The organism is Erysipelothrix anatis (assembly GCF_009828745.1).
GTDB classification, from domain to species: Bacteria; Bacillota_I; Bacilli_A; order Erysipelotrichales; family Erysipelotrichaceae; genus Erysipelothrix; species Erysipelothrix anatis.
In genome coordinates this window covers 1-19526 of record NZ_WTSX01000018.1, presented here as the reverse complement: position 1 = coordinate 19526, position 19526 = coordinate 1, and the positions used below count along the sequence as shown (strand labels likewise).

Genomic DNA, 19526 nt, shown 5'->3' with positions numbered 1-19526 from the left:
ACATGATAAAGCTAAGTACGAACATGTAGATTCTATTAAGTACAATTCATAATGAATTGACTCTATTTGCATACACTACTCTGCCTTATTCGTTAACTTATCCCATCAGATAACCTACATGTTATTTCCATTTACAGAACACTCGTTACAACCTTTATATACTGGCTGTAAGAGTGTTTTTATTATTTGATAGTTTTTTGCGTTTCTTAGCTTTTTTGCTATTTTTAACAACCCAAGGTAACCACTCATTGTTTAAGAAATCATTAACTGCTTCAAAATGCTCATTTGATGAATCTCTGTTTCCATACCCGTGAACTGCACTAACTTTATGATTGTAGTGGTATGTGAACGTGTAGAGCGAAATTTCTTTACGATTCTTTAATCTAACAAACATAATTGCGATTTCTTTATTAGAATGCCGCTTCAGATAGGATTCACCACCTACACAATGTGACAAATTTTTGCCTTCCTGAACAATGTCTGCTAAGCCTAATGGAGCAACCACTGAATACACCTCGCCATCATACTCAAGAGTTTTAAGTTTCTTAGTAACTTCTTTTACCTTTGAATTCTCTTTTGCGACTTTTACAAGATTCAATGCCGTAACCGCTTTATCATGTGCAACTTCTAAGTCTTTCGGATAATTGATTAAATCAATATCGTCATATGCTTCTAGTTCATTCATAGTACCGATGTAATCGTCGTAGTAAGATAGCTTTTTATTTTGCTTGATCAGATAGTTTTGCAATTTGACCCAATTTGTACTTTTACTACGTGTTTTTACAGCAGTAAGCGGTATAAGTTCTCTTGCTTCTTTTACCACATCTATTCCAGTTTCTAGTTTTAACAAATGGAATCTGTAGTCTAGAAACGACATATCTTCTGCAGCAATAATTTTCCAATCGCGAGTTATTCGCTTCTTGGTTAGTATTCGATAGTCAATTCTATTGTTTAAAATATCGTCGAACATCTTGGTAGAACCATTCTTATAAGTTAAGTAGAGATTCTTTCGATGCTCATACACATGCTCATATGATGTATTACCAAACAAATCGTGTGGAATCCGATACAATGGTGAGTTTTCGACTAACTGCTTGTGATTGTGTTCGTAATGATGAAACATCGTATACATCCAACCACCCATTCCTGATGTGGCATTCGTGCCTGGTGCATACCATCCATAGCTTTTGTGATGAATTTTTAATATTTCATCGTTCTGCATCACGGTCATATTCCAAAGTGTATATTCGAAACATTCTTTTAATGTTTTTTGATTGATACGCTTTTCAACTCGCCACGTTTGATATTCAATTTTCGAACGATTACTTACATAAACTCCAAAATATCCATACTCTTCTAATTTTATGAAGTTAGTGTTTGAACGTAAATGAAGTACTCGTTCACGATCTGTTCTACTAGTTGTGGCAATCAGTTCGCCTTTTCGTTTGAATATGATCGATTCAAAGTGAGACTCTGCCCAATCCTCAAAATCTTTGGGTAAAGGTAACCGATTATCAAATAGTTCTTTTTCATTCATCAAACAAAGACTCCTGATGTTCTTTTTCCATCATTTTTGTAATCTTACGAGTTTTCTTCGTACGTTCCAATTTCTGTTCAGCAGTTTCATTGGCGATGTACTCACCAATTTGTTCCATTGTTGGAGTGACGTACACTTCTTTGACGACCTCTCTAATAACTTCTTTAACGACTTCCTTTGTTTCAATTTTAGATTTTTCATTTGGCACAGTCGGCCACTTCTTTAAATCTTTTGGATCAACAACTTCAGATGTAAAGTATTTCGTCGCCATCTCATATTCCCATTCTGGAGTATTATTGAAAACACCATGATTTCCAAATCTTTGCGCTTCCTTAGCGCCCTGGGCGTAGCAATATTCAGTTGCACCTTTGATTGTTCGGTCAGATTTCAAAATACCATCAATCAGTGATTCATCTTCCTGATTACATAACCAGACATGTAATCGCTCGCCAACAGGACCTAAATCACTCTTCATTTCTTCTAACATCTTCTCATGCGCTAATTCAATTTTGCTTTTTTCCATGTAGTGGTACCTCCTCGAACTTTTTCGCAAAGTCATTTGCTTTAAGTGTTATTAATTGAGAATTATGAATGAACCCAATTCTGTCGTTATCATCTTCATCGATTAACAATTGACTAACTTTTATCTCGGTACCTTTTTCAAACCACGTACCTTGAATATATTCAGATTTACGAGCAGTCCAATATATATTTTTCTCTTCTACGAGCGCTGCCATTAACTCCACTCTCCTTTCATGTATGATTCAATACTTTCGTTTTTAATTCCTGCATCACCATAAGAGTTTATTAAGTCACTCATGATTGTTGCATATATCATTTCAAACTCATTTAAATCGCCTATGCCGTTGATTACATAATCTTGCACACGTTTATCGAATAAGTTTCTTTCGTTTCCTGTGAGCGAATTAAGATATGATTCCAATCGTTTTATGTTAACTAATGGATCATGTTCAATAGTCATAACCTCAGATTGTTCGTTTTTCTCATTTAACCGCTCCAGGATGTCTGCGAGTTTTGGTATGTATTTAGATGATGAAGCTATTTCTATAGTTGCTTTCTTTACATTTTGTGCACTGTATTGCTTAAGGCTGTATAGCCATGTCTTAGCAAGGCGAGCTTCATCACTAACATTCCAATTAGGGTGCAGGTCTTTTATTACCGCTAGGCATTCAACAATATCTCTTAGATCGACCAGCTTATTATTTTGTTGAAGATTTTTTGATACTGTCATTCCATTTCACTCAACATATCGGCGAATCCATTTGAAGATTTTTGTTTCTCTTGGATCATTTCTTGGTTCAAATAGTTTTGAAACTTAGTGCCGAATAATGTTGACGGTTGTAAGTATTTACTCATTTTCGAATCATTGATCCACTCGACACACTTTTTATCAATTACATCTTTAAAATCTTGTAGACTGAAACCTTCATTAAATCTCGCATTAACATGAGATTTAACATCTGCTGTGACTTTAAATCTTTTCCCAGTTCTAAGATTCAAATAATTGATAATTTCTTCAAAAGGCACAATATCTTTAATATCTTTATTATTTAGTAGTTGTTTATCAGTAATTATTAAATCAGTAGTTATTTGTGTCTGATTTCCCGACATCGGTTTAACCGTCGACGGTTCATCCGTGTCGGTAAACCGGACACGGTGAGGGGTTTCGTATAGAAAGTAATCATATCCCCCAAATTTACCATCCATTCGTGATTTTTTATCCCGAACTAAATAGCCATAATCTTCTAGTTCTTTCAACCCAGTTCTAATACTTTCTCTTCCTTCTTTTAACACTGAAACTAAACCCATTTCTGTATAATCCCATGTATCAGGAAGAGACAGCATGAATGACATTAATCCTTTAGCTTTTAGGGTCAGTTCTTTGTTTCTTAAATGATGGTTAGACATCATCGTGTAGCCTTTGTTTTTTTCAATTTTAAACTTTGTTGACATAATTTCCTCCATTACTTTTAATTACCTTAAATTGGCCATCAATTATTTTTTCATTCATTGCATAGGACCAATGCAATCGAGTTCTGTCAATTTGTGAATCTTTTTCTATTTCAGGAATTGATCCTGAAGCCACAATTTTTCCAGTAGTGACATCAACTAAGAGATACACATTTATCACTCCTTTTCTTGCTATGTTTTTTCAAGAATACCTATATATTTTCTTGAATTTAGATAATGTAATTTGAGCCACTATTTAAGCGATTCAAACGATTGTTTTTAAAAATAACCTATTTCTCGTTTTTCATGATGTAAATATTTGACAGTCTGGTATTACCGTGGTAATATACCAGTACAAAAGCACGTGGATATCCAAGGACCCATGTAGCGCATGCTCCCTTCCTATTCTTATAGGGAGGGAGTTTTGTTTTAGGAGACCTAATGAAACCATTTCTCACTATATCCGAACAAATAACCCTGATTGATTCTAGGGGCATGGAAATTTTATCAAACCCCAAGGCATATGAATTCTTGCTTCGTAAGAATTACTTCAATACTGTTACTGTCTATGGAAAGCTATTTTCTGAGTCAAACGACAAAGACCGTTACATTGTTGGAAGTAATTTTAACGAGATCATGCAGGCGTATTATTTCGACAAAGATATTAGAGAAATTACGCTCAAAATGTCTTTAGAAGTAGAAGCTAATGTTCGATCGACAATTGCATACTATTTTTCAGAAAAATTTCCAGAGCCTAATAGCTATTTAGACATCAATAACTATCGGAAAAATTTTGTTAACGAGTACGACAAGGATAGATTCTTAAACACTTTCGTATATTTCCAGAGAGAACTAGATAAGTTTTTTAAGCGTGGCTATAAACCAGGAAGAAAACTTGGAACCCCAATTGAGCACTATATGAACAAATACCAACACATTCCGCTATGGGTTTTTATCAATGAGTTTTCAGCAGGAGATTTGTGTACTTTCTTCGAGTTGCTTGACTATCAGTTACAAGAGGATATTGCGAAGTGTTTTTCTAATTATCTGTCTTCCGACTATGGACAACCGATTATCTTCAAAAGATATGAGTTGTTAAACTTTCTGGAGTCAATCAGAGATTTAAGAAATAGGGCTGCCCATGATAATTGTCTTGTCTATTTCAAACCCAAAGAGTCCGTTAAATACCACGTTTTTTTACATCCGCAACACGGTCTTTCGAAACGTGACACTCGCCAAAGTTATTTCCATACGATGATCACAATGCAGATGTTCTTGAACAAATCTAATTTTTTATATTTTCAAAAAGCAATTGCTAAGAAAATAAGAAATATTTCAAAGTCAGTGCCTTCAATTGACGTCAATTCGCTTACAGATACACTCGGATTCCCATATGACTGGCACTTGCAGGAACACTTATTAAATAAACCTCCAAAGAAACGGGAATCAAACAGTAAGTGATACTTTTGTTGATTCATTTCACTTTTAAATCATTATTTTCCACTACCTCAAGCAGCAAAGATATCGCTGCTTTTTTAGTCCAATTACCTCGGTATCCATACACCACTTTTTCGAAGTTTTTTATCAAGTGACCGTTATCTGTCTGTAGCACATCAGTACTTTCTTCAACAAGTTTCATTGTATTGATCTGCTTGCGTATATTCGCCTTGGTTTGGTTTAAATAGATTGCAGTCGTCTTTATATCTCCGTGTCCTAATATCTGACGTAGAACTTCTATATCACCACCCTGTCTCATAAACTGAATTGAAAAGAAGTGTCTGAATGCATGTGGATGAAACTTATCTCTTTGTAATCGAGACTTCGAGGATAATACTTTCAATCGATATCTTACTTGTTGATCATCAAGTTTAAATATTGGCCCTGATTCTATTTCTTTTTGCTCTGCATATTCTTGCAGCTCTTTTCGTATTCTGTCTCGAATTACTATTTCTTTAAATCCAGATTTCATTTCACCTTCGATATACGCAGATTTTTTTATAGCTTCTACTGTTATTAACCTGCGTTCACTTATTCGGATTCCTACGTAACCCAATACACGAATCGTTAAGTACATTTCTTCCCAAATCCAAGCATTACGAGAATCTTCAGTCACTTGTTTTTTACATACTCGGAGTATTGCTTTGAATTCGCCTTCTTCGATTATTCTATCTAGTGAACTGTCTTGCTTAATTCTTAGTCTGGGCAGTTTTGCATCATACATTCCGCAATAGACCATGAACTTAGAAACTCCGGTTGATTTATTAGCAACAGTGCTAGGCTTGTTGTTCTTCAGTAATTGCTCCTGGTACCTTATTACAGTTGCTTTAGTGACGACTTCATCATCCTTTAGGAAGTCTAGGAATTGTTGTACTTGTTCCATGTAAAGGTCGATTGTGCTTTGTTTAAGTTTGCGCGGATGTTCTACTTCGAGGTATGGATATTTGAATACCTTTGCTAACTCCATGAGTTCTACCTTGGTAATTTCACCCCTAGTTAATCGATCTCGTTTGCGTTGTAGATGAAGTATTTCTTCATCGATATAAAATGCATCATGTTTATTTCTCATTAAGGTTCCTCCATTCTCATGTCAAAGCCTCCAATTCTTTGTAATATAGTTCTGAGAATGTATTTAAGTCACTCTCACCGCAGTTCTCACAATAGCGACTCCGTATTGCTTGTAAGTCATATCCATAGGTATTGACATAATCTGTTAATAATTCTCGCAGTGCTAAGATGCTTTCATACTTCGCATCAAATATTCGGTAGTTATCTAGGGTACATTGCTCGTTTGGGGATCCATTACACTTATAACCACCTGCATTATTGTTGTAGACCCATAGGTCACTTGTTCCATATCCTGTCTCCAGGTTGAATGTAGCGTTCACTAAGGCTTCAAATTGGTAATCGACAGTTGTTACTTCAACTTCTTCTAATTCTTGTTGTGGCACGATTAAAGTGGGTTCTTTATCGATTGAACTTGTGATTACTTGTTCTTCATGAGATAATTTAGAAGAACTACTAACGCAAGCAGTAGATTCTAAGAACACGATCGCGACTCCAATCAAGATAAGTGTTCTTTTTTTATGCTTCATCATCGGACCAATCCAATCTTTGTTCGCAACATTCACTTGTCCGAGCATAATCGTCGTCGATTGGATTATTGCAAAACGGACATAAAGGTTCATCAGGATAAATCCACAAGACCTTCTGAGGAATTGATTTATCGATTAGTTCCTGGAGAATTTGAAATTCGTTACCTTCTTGCCAGTTTTTCAGAAGTTTTAACCTATTCAGTGCTTCTTGATATTTATTCATTACCCTCTCCTTCACTTGATTCATTAGCTTTAGGCACCCATTTTTCCTTTAACCATTGAGCAACTGCGTAAATCAATAGAACAAATAGACCTACTTGTATTGCAACCATTGCTTTGGACACTGTTATCATTACGTTAATCATGTTATTTCCTCCTTATAGATACGTGTGTTTATGTGTTATCATTCCCTTATAGAAGGGAGGATTATTATGGCAAAATGCGATAAAGAATTAACCGCAGAAATTGTGACTGCTTATATTGAAAATTGGAATTCAACTGCATTTACTCTTCAACCAGATAGTGTCCAAAATCTAATCGAAGCAGTATTTTCAACTATCAGTAATTTAAAATGTGATCATCCGCATAATCATTGTGATTGCGATGCGCACAAAGGCTAAGTATTTTGAACTGGATTGTATGGTTTCAAAATTAGCTTGTAATTATCTAGCGAAACATCACTATTCTCAGTAGTGGTGTTTTTATTTGGTGTGATTACGAAGATATGCGATTCATCGTTTACGGAAATGTTTCCTGATACAGTTTTAATTACAGCTCCGTTGCCCGGCAACACCTTATATGAGGTAATTGAGTTTCTTGAAGCTAGTTCTTTAATTAGTTGATTTCTAGTGGCTTTCTTTAACGAAATACTCTTTTTCATTTTTATTCTCCTCTTTCTAATTCTCTGATAACGTGCATAGTGGCCTGTGATGGCTCCCAGACGTTAATTAGGTCAAAGACTACATCAAAGTCTTTTTGTTTAATTTGGGCGCGTGTTCGTACCCTAGCAACTTTATTAACGTCATTATTGATTGCTTTAAATAATTCGCTTCGGACGTTTCGTTCACTTGATATTTGTCTATCTATAGCAATCACTCGAACTCGATTACTTACCTTGCGACCTATTAAGTTATATTCCCCTGGTGACAGAAGAACATTTTCTTCGAGCTCTACAACTCGATTATCAATAGATTCGATTTGATTCGTTGTATTTTTTTGAACTTTAAACATTAGTTCCAAAGCCTCTATAGGATTGGTTGGCACCATAATCTGATTACCTAATCTTAATTCTTTAAGAATTGCCTTGATTCTTTTTTTGAACTGTTTCGCAATTGGCTTGCGAGATTGCATCAACACTTCATACAATCCATCTTCAGTTAAAAACCATGCTTCTTGAACTCCTCCAAGGGTGTGAATAGTATTCATAGCCTTTTCGTCATCATCAATATTTTTCAACATCACACTCGGCTGAGTGTGTTCGATCCATTCTGCTACATCTTTAGCCAAAAATAATGGATTGTCTGTATTTCCGTAAATTTTGAAGTTTCTGTTTAATACCTCGGTTTCTTTAATTACTTGTAATTGGTTCATATATCTTCCTTTCGTTGTTTATAACGGTTTAATTCAAATTTATAATTCATACCTAGAACTTTAAAAACTGTACTGATTAATACTTTAGTGGGCCTAATGTCAAGCTCTTCGTAAGATAATCCATATTTTTTCAATTTCTTGTCTGCATCGATTTTTTCTATTTTTTTACATGCAGCAAATATTTTCTCAGCCTCTATTTGGGTTTTGTTCATAAAATCTTTGATGCCAGTCATTGTTAGATATGCAGTATTACTATTAAAAATAAGTTCGTCTACCTTTTCTTTTTTTGTCATATACACCTCCGAATAAATACGTATACGTATCAAACATTATAAAAAAAATAGTTCTAAATAGTTTATAGCTCAAATAGCTCCGTTACTTCATTCGCAGATAAATTATAGTGTTTTTTAAACAATCTAATTTCTGAAGATTTAAATTCGATTAGGTTATTTAGTTTTCTAGAAGCAGTTGCTTGAGTGAATCCAAATAATCTTGCCAATTCATCTTGCGCATTTCTTGATTCGGTATTTGTTTCTAAATATTCAACTAATTTTTCGTACATTTTCTTCCTCCTTATGTACACATTATATACGAATACGTATCACTGTCAATACAAATACGTATATTTTTATACATATTCGTATATTTTTCTTTACAAAAGAAAATATTGCTCGTATACTTATACGTATAAACTATAGAAAGAGGCCAAACAATGACTACTTTAGGCGAAAGATTAAAAATATATCGTAAAAAAGCAGGTTTATCTCAACGCGAAGCCGCAGAAAGAATATCGGAGCTTGGCGTTAAAACTACTCAAGCAACTCTATCGAGATACGAAAACAACGAATTTGACACTCCTGCAAATGTTATTAGAACAATGACAAAAATTTATAATGTCGATGCCTCGCTGCTATTGTTCGACCCTTCAGAACTATGATTTTTATTTAATATTACCACTTATAGGAGGAGCGCCAATGGCAGTATATAAAATAAAAGATAGATGGCTAGCCAAAGTTAACTACAGAGATATAAACGGATCTGTTAAGACAAAAGAAAAACGCTTCCTCACTAAAAGAGAAGCGCAAAATTTCGAGACAGATTTTAGGAGACAATTGCAAGTAGGATACGATGAAAATGTAACATACTCTCAGATGGTTAAAAGATTTATCGAATGGAATAGTCAAAGAGCAAATGAACGTACTATTAAAGATAAAACATTTCTAATTAATAAATTCACCGAGAATATTTCTAACAAGAAATTTAGTGCGGTCTCCAAACATGACTTTATGGATATTTACATTGAGATAAACTCCACTGATTGGTCTGTGGCAAGAAAGAACAGAGCGTTAATGCATATTAGAGCAGTTAGCGATTTTGCATATAAACACTATGATTTTACAGATAGAACAAAATTACTTGAACCATTTATCAAAACATCTGATGATGTCGAACAAATGAAAGTTTGGCTACCGGAGCAACTCGATTTATTTTTATCAGAAATCGACGACTACACCCTTAAAGCACTTTTTCATTTTCAGTTCTATTCAGGTGCCCGAATTGGCGAAACTAGAGCATTATTAAAGTCTGATATATCAAATGAAACAGTATCATTTAACAAGAGCATACGCTCTTACAGAGAAGGATTTAACCCACTTAAGAATACATCTAGTAAAAGAACTATTCGCTTGGATGATTCAACGATAAATATGATTAAACCGCTGCTCCTTTCTGATGGCGACTTTTTGTTTGGTGGCCCTGAACCAATCGGAATGAGTACAATCCAGCGTGCATTCGAAAATGGTATAAGAGCGTCCGGCGTTCCAAAAATTAAAATACATGATTTAAGACACTCCCATGCTACATTGTTAATAAATAGAGGAGCAAATATTGTTGCGGTATCTAAACGACTTGGTCACAGTGATGTTCAAACAACACTTAGAACATATACGCATCTACTACAAGAATCAGACGATGCATTAATGAAAATCTTAGAAAATGTAAAAACCCCTACAAAAACCCCTACAATTTTATAAACACATTATTTCGAGTGTATCTACATTCCTCTATATAAGCGGTTATTCATCACTAATAAACACCGCTAATTATGCTTTTCTATCTCTCGCCGACTCCACCAAATAAAAACAACCGAAGCACTTATCAGTAGTTACTACTCATAAGTGCTTTTTTTGTTGCTTCTCCATAATTCACTCATATATTTAAGATTTGTTGATGATACGTTTCTATATTAAATCAACATATAATAGGCACATTTATTATAAACAAAATTGTCTATGCTATAATGAACATACTATCTAAGGGGGTAATTCATGGGATTAGTGTCTTTTCTTGACGAAAATCAACTCTTTTCCGATACGGAACTTAACCAGAAATATAACCACTATTGGTTAAACTTACTTGATGTACATAATACTCCACTACCTCATAATATTAAGGTAGACTTCTCATGCACCATACAAATCAGCCAACAAAATATAACTTTATATTTCAAATTTCCTGATTTATTGATGCCTGAATCACATTTTTACGATCATTTACCGGATGTTCCACTGTCTTTCTTTAAGCGTTACGGAAGGGTTTCAACTGTAAACCCTTCGCAAAAATCTCAATCAAAAGGCGATCTACTAAGTTGCTACTTTCCCATCAATGATTCATTGTTACTGCTCATCGATGGAAACCACCGCTATCATAGGTCTATCGAAGGACCGGATATGCCCAAAATACGATTCATTCCTGAATCTCTTTTAATATCCAACGATTGCTTTTCTGACAGTAATAGCTTATATTGGTACATTTTCTTGGTTGAGTTAAATACAATTCAACGTATCAAAAAAGAACTAAAGCTCACAGACGCTGAAATATGGAATAAACTCTACTGTAATACAAACGAACTTTATTTTACTTACAACAAACTATTCAAGGGGAGGATACGATGAAGCATAAAATTTTAAAAGTTTCGCAAGTTGCATTAGCTGCTCTGGTGTTATCACAAAGTAATTCAACGATTTTTGGAGAGACAGCACGTGATTGGAATTTAGACAATCGCCTCATCGATTACATTGCCACAAAATATTTTTGTGAGCGATCAAATCGTGGGAAACCAGGATGTGCTGAATTTGAAATTCATCCCAATGATTTAAAACCTTCAGATTTAGTTGGTGAATACGTTGCTTTTGATTTCAATTGGCGTACCGTCAAAGATATATTTATCAATGCTCCTGTGGAAAGAATTTCTGATAAATTAGACGTTTTAAATGGTTTGAGGTATAATTTTGACCTCATTGATTCTGACTTTGTGTTTCCTTATAGCGCACAACAGTTACCCAATACCAACATTAACATTGGTTTTACCAATGCTGATATCCGTGAACCTTTAGACTGGGAGTCCATCGAAGGAACTTGGAATTTACCGTCTATGTTTGATGAGAATTTACTTATTGGAAATACTAATATATCAATCGATTATGTTCAGTCTTCTTCCACACCACCGGAAAAGATGCTTGCTCTTTACCAAGAAACAATAACTGAAGAGAATTATACATCTTTCAGTATTCCTCTAAGTCAACAATATCAACCTTTAAATACCGACGCAGATGCAGTAATGGATATATACTTTAGATATTCTCAACCTTTGGAGCAAATATTTGTCCTTCAAAGCAAAAGTGGCAACCAACTCACCTATAATGTAACAATCGAGAATAATGGCATGGATTCCCGTTTCCACTTTTCATTAATCGACGGCTCGTACCGTGCAGGAACTTATTCACGTAATGCAGGCTCTTATCCTTCACAGCCTCCAGGATATTTTATGGATGATCTTGATGACTACTTCACAGTGACTCATACTTCAGAGTACGATGGCGTCAATAAACAGGAATATCATTTTGAGGGTAACGGTACCTTTATGCTTAACGCGCCCAGTGCACTATTTGTCCATTACGTTGATGATCTTGGAAACATTCTTCATGAAGACCTTACGAGTAGTGGGTTAGTAGATGAAAACTACACTACCGAAGCATTCGATTTCGATGGTTATACCCTTGAACGCGTCGAGGGTAATCCGAAGGGTGTTTTCGTAGAAACAGATACTCATGTTACCTATGTTTACACAAAAACAAAGCCGGTTGATCCTGTTGATCCTGTTGACCCTGTTGACCCTGTTGAGCCTGTTGACCCTGTTGACCCCGTTGAACCTATTGGGCCTGTTGATCCAATTGATCCAATTATTCCTATTGTCCCTGTTAAACCTACAGAGCCAAATATCGAAAACGAAACGATACCAACATTGCCGCAAACCGGAATACAAACAAATCAAACATCACTTATCGGTGTGATTGTTACATTACTTGGGAGCCTCGCATTACTAGGCTCGCGAAAACGAAAGAATACGAAATTATAGAATGCACTAAAAAGGGGATCCCAGCTTAAGGACACCCCTTTTTTAGTTTGGTGTTATTTTTCTTGCGATTACAAATAAAACCACCATTTTCCATCACATTCATAGAGTTCATGTTTCTCACCATTCATCAGTACACAGTATTGCGTTGTACGGATTGATACATCACGATGATGTGCGATACTTAGCACTTTGGTTACTGTATTTTTTATCATACCAATTACTACAAATAATGGTATATAACTCCCATCGAGCTTATGGAGCACTACGACTTCAACATATTTCCTACTTAATGTCATCTCTATCACCTGACTTCATTATAAACTTAGTTTCGGACATTCCTTGACCGATACTATAGATATTGTCGTAGATTTACAACCATATGTATTAAATTGTATTCTGTATAAACCGATGAATGCATGGAATCGCATTGCGATCTCAATGGGAAAGAAGGCCGATCGTCAGTAATTCGCGCAGGACGTACGTTAACATTCATGAGATTCACTATGCAAAACTATGCTATAATCAATCCTAAGAAATGGAGATTCCTATGAAAACATATCCTATTATTGATTGGCATTGCGATGTATTGATGAAACTACATCAGAATCCAGATTACAGTTTTTATGACAATGAAAACCTTGACGTTAATGTTTTGAAATTGCGTAAAGGTGGCGTTAAAGTCCAAGCCTGTGCAATTTTCATTGATCCCGACGCATATATTGATAACAAGTACGACGTTGCATTGGGGCAGATTGATGCATTTAAAAACAATGTTCTCAAACAAGAGGGAATTGTCCACATAAAGCATTTTGCGGAAATTGAAAACCTAAAAGATGATGAAATCGGTGTCTTCTTGACTCTCGAAGGACTTGATTGCGTTGGGTCGGATATTACAAAAGTGAAGCAATTTATAGATGAAGGTGTCCTATCTATTGGAATGACATGGAACGACGCAAACTTGGCATGTGATGGAATTGGTGAAACACGAGGCGCCGGGCTCACAACATTTGGATTTGATGTTGTGAAACTCGCTAATGACCGTGACGTCTTCATCGATGTTTCCCACATTAGCTTGAATGGATTCGAAGACGTCCTAGATACGGCTAAGCATGTAATTGCAAGCCATTCAAACGTTCAGAAACTTGCCTCACACCGACGTAATCTCAATGATGGACAAATTCAAAGGATGAAAGATAAAGGGGCTCTTGTACACTTTGTGTATTGCGATGCGTTTGTCAATGACCAGCATCGGGTTGAACCGACTACAATTCAAATGCTTGTTGACCACATAGAGCATTTGCATCATGCAGGGCTCGCATCACAACTTGGACTTGGTTCTGATTTCGATGGTATCTCCTCCAAAATTATGAATCTTGAAGATGCTAGCCAGAGTCAGAATTTATTACACGAGATCTCAGTACGCTTAGGTTCCGCTTTCGCAGAAGACATAGCCTTTGGAAACTTCATGAGATACGTTAACCGTCACTTCTAAAAAAGTACCCTGTGGGTACTTTTTATTTGTATAAATCTGCAACACGTTGGATTCGAGTTCTGAGTTCTTGACGAACATGTTTTGGTGCGAGACACTCGCTTTTATCTCCAAAACTAAGCAAAATATTGTAATAATAGTCGTTTTCCATGAAGGGAAAGTTAACGAGATAGTACGTATCATCTATTGCAGTAAATGCATCAAACGAACAATAATCCATTACACGATCCATTAGTGACCGTTGTACACGTAACGTGACTGTTTCATTGGGACTATCTAAGACAGTTGATACATCAAAGCGAACTTGGGAGTACTCTCTACGCTCAAATGATGTGGGTGTTATCTTTAGGTCCGAAAGGCGTGAAAGTCTGAAAATTCGATAGTCTTCTCGCTCTAAACAATACCCATGCCAATACCAGCGATTACCTTTAAGTACGAGTTGATACGGCTCAACTGTACGTTGTGTACTATTACCAAAACGATCGTGATAGGTGAATGTTAGCAGTTTTTGCGATTCAATGGCTTCCTTAATAATCTCTAGATACGATTGAACATTACGATTTCCAAACCAAGAACTTAAATCAATATGAACGTGTTGCGTTTTCAGCACAATGTCCTTTTCTTTTTCCGGTGGAATTAGACTTTTAACTTTGGTCAAGACATTCGTTAAAGTGTCATTGGATGTCATATCGGATACACTCGATAGACCTGTAAGAATTGTTGACAAATCTGAAGTTGAAAATACGTTGTGATTAAGTTTATAGTTCGGCATTATTTCAATGCCACCACCGACTCCAGGTATTGTTCGAATTGGGATTCCCGCCAAATCAATAGCATCAATATCTCGATAAATCGTCCGGAGTGACACTTCAAACATTTCGGCAAGTTCTTGTGCGCTTACGCGTTTTCTTTCTAGCAATACAATAATGATACTCATCATACGATCCGTTTTCATGGGTATTTCCTCATCTTTATTAAACAAATTATAAATTGTTGACATAATGGTGTCAACAATTGTCGCGTATACTATAAATACCAAGAGAATGGAGATTATGATGAAACATATTTATGTATATGTAATGGATACATTAGCAGATTGGGAGATTGGATATATTACCGCAGAATTGCATTCGCGTCGCTTTTTTAAGGACAATGCACCTGAGATTGCTATTCAAACGATAAGCTACGCACCGCAGTCGATTACTACCATGGGAGGGCTTAATGTTACTCCTGATTGCACATTGGATAGTATGATTGTAGACGAGAATACTGTGTTGATTTTACCTGGGTCAGATACGTGGCATCAACCAGAGCACCAAGCCGTACTTCAGTATGCACAACAGATTTTAAATGCCAATGGTAGTGTTGCAGCAATTTGTGGTGCTACACTCGCTCTCGCCACTTCGAACATGTTGAACTCACGCAAACATACCAGCAATGGTCCGGGATTCCTTGACATGTTTGCAACCAATTATACGGGTCAGACCTTTTATCAAGATCAACCGGTTGTCCGCGACAACAACCTTATTACTGCGGGATCCACAGACGCGCTCCTTTGGTCCAAGACAATTCTTGAGACACTGGATGCCTTTAACGATGACACCCTAGCATTATGGTACACTTTCTTTAACGAAGGGAACCCGAATGTCTTCTATGCACTTATGGAGACTTTACCCACCAAAGGCCACTAGTTCTAAAAAAAAGACGTCACTGACGTCTTTTATTCTGTTATCGCATTAAGTCCTCGTTGGACAGCAGCTGCAAAATAGGGCCATCCATGATCGCCATCAGCGATTTGTGTATAGCGTACTTGCGCATGTTTTTCAAAGACTGCAACCGTTGCATCAACATCCGCAAACGGAACAATCGTATCCAACATTCCTGTCTCAATATAATACTGCGTGGTATTCGCCTGCGCGAAAGAGACTGGATGATTTGTATAATATTTTTCGAAATCATAAGTACCATCTTCATCGCGGAAAATACTCCAAGCATAAGTTTCTGTCTCGGGGGTCATTTCTTTCCATACTGCAGGTGCAATGGCGAAGACTTTTTTAAACGTATTGGGATATTTCATCGATAAGCGCAAGGCGCCATAGCCTCCCATTGATACACCACCGAGTAATATATCACCATTGGTACGATACTTTTCCAAATAATGTGGAATTAATTCTTCCATAATCATGGATTCCATAGGATATCCCGGCCCATCAAGATAAAATGAATTGAAACCGTCAACAAAGACTACGATGCCTTCATAATGCATTGCGTCTAACTGACCTTTCATATCCATACGCTCAAGGAAATTGAGTTGATGTCCGCCAGCGCCATGGAACATAAAGAGTACTGAATACCTTGCATCCGATGTGTCATAGGATGCAGGAAGATAAACACTCGAGTTCCAGTCTATACGCATTTTCTTACTTGCAATAAAACTCGAGATAATAGTGCCTGAATTAGTTAACAAAATATGTGTGCTCCGTTCTCCATTGTAATACTTTAACATGAACAAAGAATCCGTAAATTCCGAAAGTTACAAGAGTGAGTAACCACCATACAATCCATTGTCCAAATAAACTCATTGCAGTTCCAGTAAAGACTGTACGATTGCCTTCAAGGACTGTGTGGTCTGCTTCCCATCGGTACGTACGAACCATTGCCCATGGTGATCCAAAACCAAGTGTAAAGACTACGATAATAACATTGACGATTTGTAAGCCAAGGTATGACATAAAACCGCCATCAAAATATGAACTTTTCATTGATAAGTCCCCCTTTTTTACATTATACACGATAAATACGACAAGATAGGACGAATGTCTACCAATTACATAGTTATAGGTGTAATATATAAAAATATGGAGGGGGCGACTCTATTGAAAGATAAGCGACATTATTATCTGAATTGGGTACTTATTTTTATTACGGGTGTCCTTCTTTTTGTGCTTGTTTTGATTCAAACTGGATTTACTTTCTCAAAAACATCCGTACTTGAGGCGATTCGTTCTCAAGATCCTAAATACGGTGAAATCGTATTCGCAACAACCCTCAATGATCGTAAAGAAGTTTATGTCTTTAAATATGGTGATGATTTGTATGCTCCAGTCGTGCTGGAACGTTTGGGTTCGTTATGGCGAAATAGTCATTACTACTACCAAGATGTCGCACAAATGAACATGTACTATACCGGTATTCGCGGCATTGCTTATGATTTTAATTCGATGAGTGCGCAGCGTCTCAATTATATTGATTTATCGTTAAATAAAGATTCTCACTGTTTTTTGGTCATTGATGAAGACTTAGACAATGTCAATGTTAAGTTCGAATCAGAACCTACTGAAGTACCAATGACTAAGAGTCAAAATGCCTTTTATCTTCAAAGTGATGTTGATATCGAAGCAGAAGATTCATTACTGATTGGTTATAAAGATACACAGGCCATCAAAGCGCGGTTAATTACGCATGATCCGGCTACAGTGATTGACTCTGTAAGTATTGGTACCAACACAACATTAAATACGAAGAAAAATCCTCTAATTGTTCCACGAATTCAAGCTTATGCTTATGATGATACTGCCTATACGAAAATTCCTTTTATCCATAAAGATGTAACACGGAATCCCATCTATACCGTCAGCATCAATAAACAAGTCCCTGACTACGCAACGACGACGCAAGGTTTAGTTCGCGAAAAAGATGGTCATACGTTACTAACCTATTATCATTTTAATGATTCATATCTGCTTGAGGTGCATAGCGTCGAGACAAAAACAAACCAGTATTTTGAACTTTCATCCGATACGTTTGCTTTGATTTCAAATGAAATCAATCATTGGTTGAGCAGCCTCAATCCGCCATCAACGCGCAGTACGATCTATTCAATTATTAAGACATCTTCATGATGTCTTTTCTTTACTTTACTATTATTTTTGTTTTTTGAAGGCAGGAAGTCCAGTAGCACCAAGAAGAAAGGAGACAAGTCCTAGTATGAGCGCACCTGTCATATACGTAATAATCACTCCAAGTAATACGCCACGAAGCAGTGCTCCAAAATTTGTATCAAAACCATCAATATCTGATGTTTTTCGAATCTTGTATTCACGTTTCATCTCGTTTTTCCTCACTTTCGTCACATGATCTTTAAACTTTCTTGTAAAGTTAGTGTAGCATTCTGCCATACCATTCGTGATGAAAACGGTCTATGCTGCACGATTTTTGTTTAGGTGGTCATATTTCTCCTATATTCTCGAAACTATTTCAAAAATTGTTGGGTGTCTTCACAGCATGGTGTAAGATAAGAAGGAATCATGTGGAGGTATTGACCGTGACAATAGATACACTATTTGACAACGCTCTTTTAAATCAAGAAATTGGTGGTTATGTTTATGCCATCATTGAAAACGAAACTGCAACAATTAAAACTGCAGGACAGGCAAGCCCTGAGCTTGCAATGAGTGAGAATTTGCACTTTGATATTGCGTCATTAAGCAAACTTGTAGTAACGACACGCATTATGCAACTTGTTGAAGATGAAGAAATTGACTTAGATACGCCTGTTCAAGACATTCTAGAATCATTTAGAATCGCACATATTACAGTTGAAGACTTATTGTTGCATCGTAGTGGCTTTAACCCTTCTGTATCCAAAAAATATCTGGAATCAAAACAACTAATTAAGACATCGATTATGCATGCATATGATTGGCAAGAAGCCAACTATCATACAATGACCTACTCTTGCATTAATTTTATTATTCTTGGTTGGATTATTGAAGCACTGGATGGATCCTTGGACCATTCGCTAAATGAACATGTTCTTAAGCCTTTAGGCATGCACGATACAACATTTAACCCTGTGTCCACACCTTTAATCGTCCCAAGCGAAATACACCCTACACGGGGCCTAATATGCGGTACAGTCCATGATGAAACAGCAGCATCTTTAGATGGCATTTCTGGAAATGCTGGATTGTTTTCAACAATTCACGACCTTATCGCGTTCACCAATGGATATCTTCAAAAAACTATTTTAACCCCTGAAACAATTGATATTATGGTAGATACAAATCAAGAGCTTCGAAGTCTCGGTTGGAATTTGCATCTTTATGAGGGACAACCCTATCTTTTCCATACTGGATTTACGGGACCAGCCATAATTATGGATCTCAATCGAGGTCGTGCACTCATCATTTTGACCAACCGCACTTTTCCTTCACGCTCCAACACAGCCTTTATTGAGACGCGCCTCAAAATTTATGATGCATTTTTAGGAATGTAGATTTGCAGCATTATCGTTTCATTACAATAAATATCCACCAGCTTAGCTGGTGGTTTTTCAGATGCGGGCGTAGCCCTTTACTTCTAGTTGCGCTTTACAGCGCTAATGTAGTCTGCCATCTACATCTATTTCTTGCTACCCGTAAACGGGTC

The 19526-nt window shown here is 36.4% G+C and carries 28 protein-coding genes; 10 read left to right on the top strand and 18 right to left on the bottom strand.

All coding sequences use genetic code 11. The features are described from left to right. Nucleotides 1-154: 154 nt before the first annotated feature. The 6 genes from GVV19_RS10460 to GVV19_RS10435 are packed head-to-tail and all read right to left on the bottom strand — an operon-like array spanning nucleotide 155 to nucleotide 3680. A complete protein-coding gene (locus GVV19_RS10460; RefSeq protein WP_159647476.1) occupies nucleotides 155-1537 on the bottom strand; it encodes a PcfJ domain-containing protein in 1383 nt (460 codons plus the stop codon). After that, on the bottom strand, nucleotides 1530-2060 hold the full coding sequence (locus GVV19_RS10455) for a hypothetical protein (RefSeq protein ID WP_159647474.1): 531 nt from the start codon (nucleotides 2058-2060) through the stop codon (nucleotides 1530-1532). The genes GVV19_RS10460 and GVV19_RS10455 overlap by 8 nt, the downstream gene beginning before the upstream one ends. Next, complete coding sequence (locus tag GVV19_RS10450) at nucleotides 2041-2274, bottom strand: hypothetical protein (RefSeq protein ID WP_159647472.1); 234 nt, start codon at nucleotides 2272-2274, stop codon at nucleotides 2041-2043. The genes GVV19_RS10455 and GVV19_RS10450 overlap by 20 nt, the downstream gene beginning before the upstream one ends. Beyond that, nucleotides 2274-2789: a replicative helicase loader/inhibitor gene (locus GVV19_RS10445; protein WP_159647470.1), complete on the bottom strand. Its 516-nt coding sequence runs from the start codon at nucleotides 2787-2789 to the stop codon at nucleotides 2274-2276. The genes GVV19_RS10450 and GVV19_RS10445 overlap by 1 nt, the downstream gene beginning before the upstream one ends. Next, a complete protein-coding gene (locus GVV19_RS10440) occupies nucleotides 2786-3511 on the bottom strand; it encodes a conserved phage C-terminal domain-containing protein (RefSeq protein WP_159647468.1) in 726 nt (241 codons plus the stop codon). Before GVV19_RS10440 ends, GVV19_RS10445 begins: the two co-directional genes overlap by 4 nt. Then, nucleotides 3495-3680, bottom strand: a complete 186-nt coding sequence (locus tag GVV19_RS10435; protein ID WP_159647466.1) for a hypothetical protein — start codon at nucleotides 3678-3680, stop codon at nucleotides 3495-3497. Before GVV19_RS10435 ends, GVV19_RS10440 begins: the two co-directional genes overlap by 17 nt. Nucleotides 3681-3949: 269 nt before the next feature. Between GVV19_RS10435 and GVV19_RS10430 the strand changes: the two genes are divergently transcribed. After that, nucleotides 3950-4969: an Abi family protein gene (locus GVV19_RS10430; protein WP_159647464.1), complete on the top strand. Its 1020-nt coding sequence runs from the start codon at nucleotides 3950-3952 to the stop codon at nucleotides 4967-4969. A 13-nt stretch (nucleotides 4970-4982) separates the two neighbouring features. On the opposite strand, the gene GVV19_RS10425 is transcribed toward GVV19_RS10430, so the two are convergent. The 3 genes from GVV19_RS10425 to GVV19_RS10415 form a co-directional block, all read right to left on the bottom strand. Then, nucleotides 4983-6074, bottom strand: coding sequence for a tyrosine-type recombinase/integrase (locus GVV19_RS10425; protein WP_159647462.1), 1092 nt, complete (start codon nucleotides 6072-6074; stop codon nucleotides 4983-4985). Between the two features lie 16 nt (nucleotides 6075-6090). Further along, nucleotides 6091-6693: a glucosaminidase domain-containing protein gene (locus GVV19_RS10420; protein ID WP_159647460.1), complete on the bottom strand. Its 603-nt coding sequence runs from the start codon at nucleotides 6691-6693 to the stop codon at nucleotides 6091-6093. A gap of 122 nt (nucleotides 6694-6815) precedes the next feature. Then, on the bottom strand, nucleotides 6816-6965 hold the full coding sequence (locus GVV19_RS10415) for a hypothetical protein (protein WP_159647458.1): 150 nt from the start codon (nucleotides 6963-6965) through the stop codon (nucleotides 6816-6818). A gap of 66 nt (nucleotides 6966-7031) precedes the next feature. On the opposite strand from GVV19_RS10415, the gene GVV19_RS10410 reads away from it, so the two are divergent. Beyond that, nucleotides 7032-7220, top strand: coding sequence for a hypothetical protein (locus tag GVV19_RS10410; RefSeq protein ID WP_159647456.1), 189 nt, complete (start codon nucleotides 7032-7034; stop codon nucleotides 7218-7220). Here the strand turns inward: GVV19_RS10410 and GVV19_RS10405 are convergent. The 4 genes from GVV19_RS10405 to GVV19_RS10390 form a co-directional block, all read right to left on the bottom strand. Continuing rightward, nucleotides 7217-7480 (bottom strand): hypothetical protein, encoded by a 264-nt coding sequence (locus tag GVV19_RS10405; RefSeq protein WP_159647454.1) that lies wholly within the window; start codon nucleotides 7478-7480, stop codon nucleotides 7217-7219. The two genes, GVV19_RS10410 and GVV19_RS10405, sit on opposite strands and share 4 nt — an antisense overlap. 2 nt (nucleotides 7481-7482) lie before the next feature. After that, complete coding sequence (locus tag GVV19_RS10400; protein WP_159647452.1) at nucleotides 7483-8190, bottom strand: BRO family protein; 708 nt, start codon at nucleotides 8188-8190, stop codon at nucleotides 7483-7485. Then, complete coding sequence (locus tag GVV19_RS10395; protein ID WP_159647450.1) at nucleotides 8187-8483, bottom strand: hypothetical protein; 297 nt, start codon at nucleotides 8481-8483, stop codon at nucleotides 8187-8189. Before GVV19_RS10395 ends, GVV19_RS10400 begins: the two co-directional genes overlap by 4 nt. Nucleotides 8484-8545: 62 nt before the next feature. After that, nucleotides 8546-8752 carry a hypothetical protein gene (locus GVV19_RS10390; RefSeq protein WP_159647448.1) on the bottom strand — a complete coding sequence of 69 codons (207 nt, stop codon included), beginning with the start codon at nucleotides 8750-8752 and terminating at the stop codon, nucleotides 8546-8548. Nucleotides 8753-8902: 150 nt separating this feature from the next. Here GVV19_RS10390 and GVV19_RS10385 point away from each other — a divergent pair, with 150 nt between their 5' ends. From GVV19_RS10385 to GVV19_RS10370, 4 genes are all read left to right on the top strand, one after another. Beyond that, nucleotides 8903-9127 carry a helix-turn-helix domain-containing protein gene (locus GVV19_RS10385; protein WP_159647446.1) on the top strand — a complete coding sequence of 75 codons (225 nt, stop codon included), beginning with the start codon at nucleotides 8903-8905 and terminating at the stop codon, nucleotides 9125-9127. A gap of 37 nt (nucleotides 9128-9164) precedes the next feature. Continuing rightward, the gene (locus tag GVV19_RS10380; RefSeq protein WP_159647444.1) at nucleotides 9165-10223 is read left to right on the top strand and encodes a site-specific integrase; all 1059 of its coding nucleotides are present in this window, start codon (nucleotides 9165-9167) and stop codon (nucleotides 10221-10223) included. Between the two features lie 294 nt (nucleotides 10224-10517). Then, the gene (locus GVV19_RS10375; protein WP_159647442.1) at nucleotides 10518-11144 is read left to right on the top strand and encodes a hypothetical protein; all 627 of its coding nucleotides are present in this window, start codon (nucleotides 10518-10520) and stop codon (nucleotides 11142-11144) included. Beyond that, nucleotides 11141-12607: a MucBP domain-containing protein gene (locus GVV19_RS10370; protein ID WP_159647440.1), complete on the top strand. Its 1467-nt coding sequence runs from the start codon at nucleotides 11141-11143 to the stop codon at nucleotides 12605-12607. Before GVV19_RS10375 ends, GVV19_RS10370 begins: the two co-directional genes overlap by 4 nt. 68 nt (nucleotides 12608-12675) lie before the next feature. Here the strand turns inward: GVV19_RS10370 and GVV19_RS10365 are convergent, their stop codons facing one another. Continuing rightward, entirely contained in the window at nucleotides 12676-12903 is a 228-nt protein-coding gene (locus GVV19_RS10365; protein ID WP_159647438.1) for a hypothetical protein, read from the bottom strand. Between the two features lie 251 nt (nucleotides 12904-13154). Between GVV19_RS10365 and GVV19_RS10360 the strand changes: the two genes are divergently transcribed. Further along, nucleotides 13155-14099: a dipeptidase gene (locus GVV19_RS10360; RefSeq protein WP_159647436.1), complete on the top strand. Its 945-nt coding sequence runs from the start codon at nucleotides 13155-13157 to the stop codon at nucleotides 14097-14099. 22 nt (nucleotides 14100-14121) lie between these two features. On the opposite strand, the gene GVV19_RS10355 is transcribed toward GVV19_RS10360, so the two are convergent. Then, complete coding sequence (locus tag GVV19_RS10355; RefSeq protein ID WP_159647434.1) at nucleotides 14122-15051, bottom strand: helix-turn-helix transcriptional regulator; 930 nt, start codon at nucleotides 15049-15051, stop codon at nucleotides 14122-14124. Nucleotides 15052-15151: 100 nt separating this feature from the next. Here GVV19_RS10355 and GVV19_RS10350 point away from each other — a divergent pair, with 100 nt between their 5' ends. Beyond that, nucleotides 15152-15787, top strand: coding sequence for a DJ-1/PfpI family protein (locus GVV19_RS10350; protein WP_159647432.1), 636 nt, complete (start codon nucleotides 15152-15154; stop codon nucleotides 15785-15787). Between the two features lie 29 nt (nucleotides 15788-15816). Here the strand turns inward: GVV19_RS10350 and GVV19_RS10345 are convergent, their stop codons facing one another. Together GVV19_RS10345 and GVV19_RS10340 are read right to left on the bottom strand one after the other, a co-directional pair. Then, complete coding sequence (locus tag GVV19_RS10345) at nucleotides 15817-16563, bottom strand: alpha/beta hydrolase (protein WP_159647430.1); 747 nt, start codon at nucleotides 16561-16563, stop codon at nucleotides 15817-15819. Then, complete coding sequence (locus tag GVV19_RS10340; protein WP_159634673.1) at nucleotides 16553-16858, bottom strand: DUF898 family protein; 306 nt, start codon at nucleotides 16856-16858, stop codon at nucleotides 16553-16555. The genes GVV19_RS10345 and GVV19_RS10340 overlap by 11 nt, the downstream gene beginning before the upstream one ends. 114 nt (nucleotides 16859-16972) lie before the next feature. Between GVV19_RS10340 and GVV19_RS10335 the strand changes: the two genes are divergently transcribed. Next, complete coding sequence (locus tag GVV19_RS10335; protein ID WP_159639851.1) at nucleotides 16973-17998, top strand: hypothetical protein; 1026 nt, start codon at nucleotides 16973-16975, stop codon at nucleotides 17996-17998. A 21-nt stretch (nucleotides 17999-18019) separates the two neighbouring features. Here GVV19_RS10335 and GVV19_RS10330 read toward each other — a convergent pair whose 3' ends face one another. Then, nucleotides 18020-18205, bottom strand: a complete 186-nt coding sequence (locus GVV19_RS10330; protein ID WP_159647428.1) for a hypothetical protein — start codon at nucleotides 18203-18205, stop codon at nucleotides 18020-18022. Between the two features lie 215 nt (nucleotides 18206-18420). Between GVV19_RS10330 and GVV19_RS10325 the strand changes: the two genes are divergently transcribed. Continuing rightward, nucleotides 18421-19374, top strand: coding sequence for a serine hydrolase domain-containing protein (locus tag GVV19_RS10325; protein ID WP_159647426.1), 954 nt, complete (start codon nucleotides 18421-18423; stop codon nucleotides 19372-19374). Nucleotides 19375-19526 lie beyond the last annotated feature (152 nt).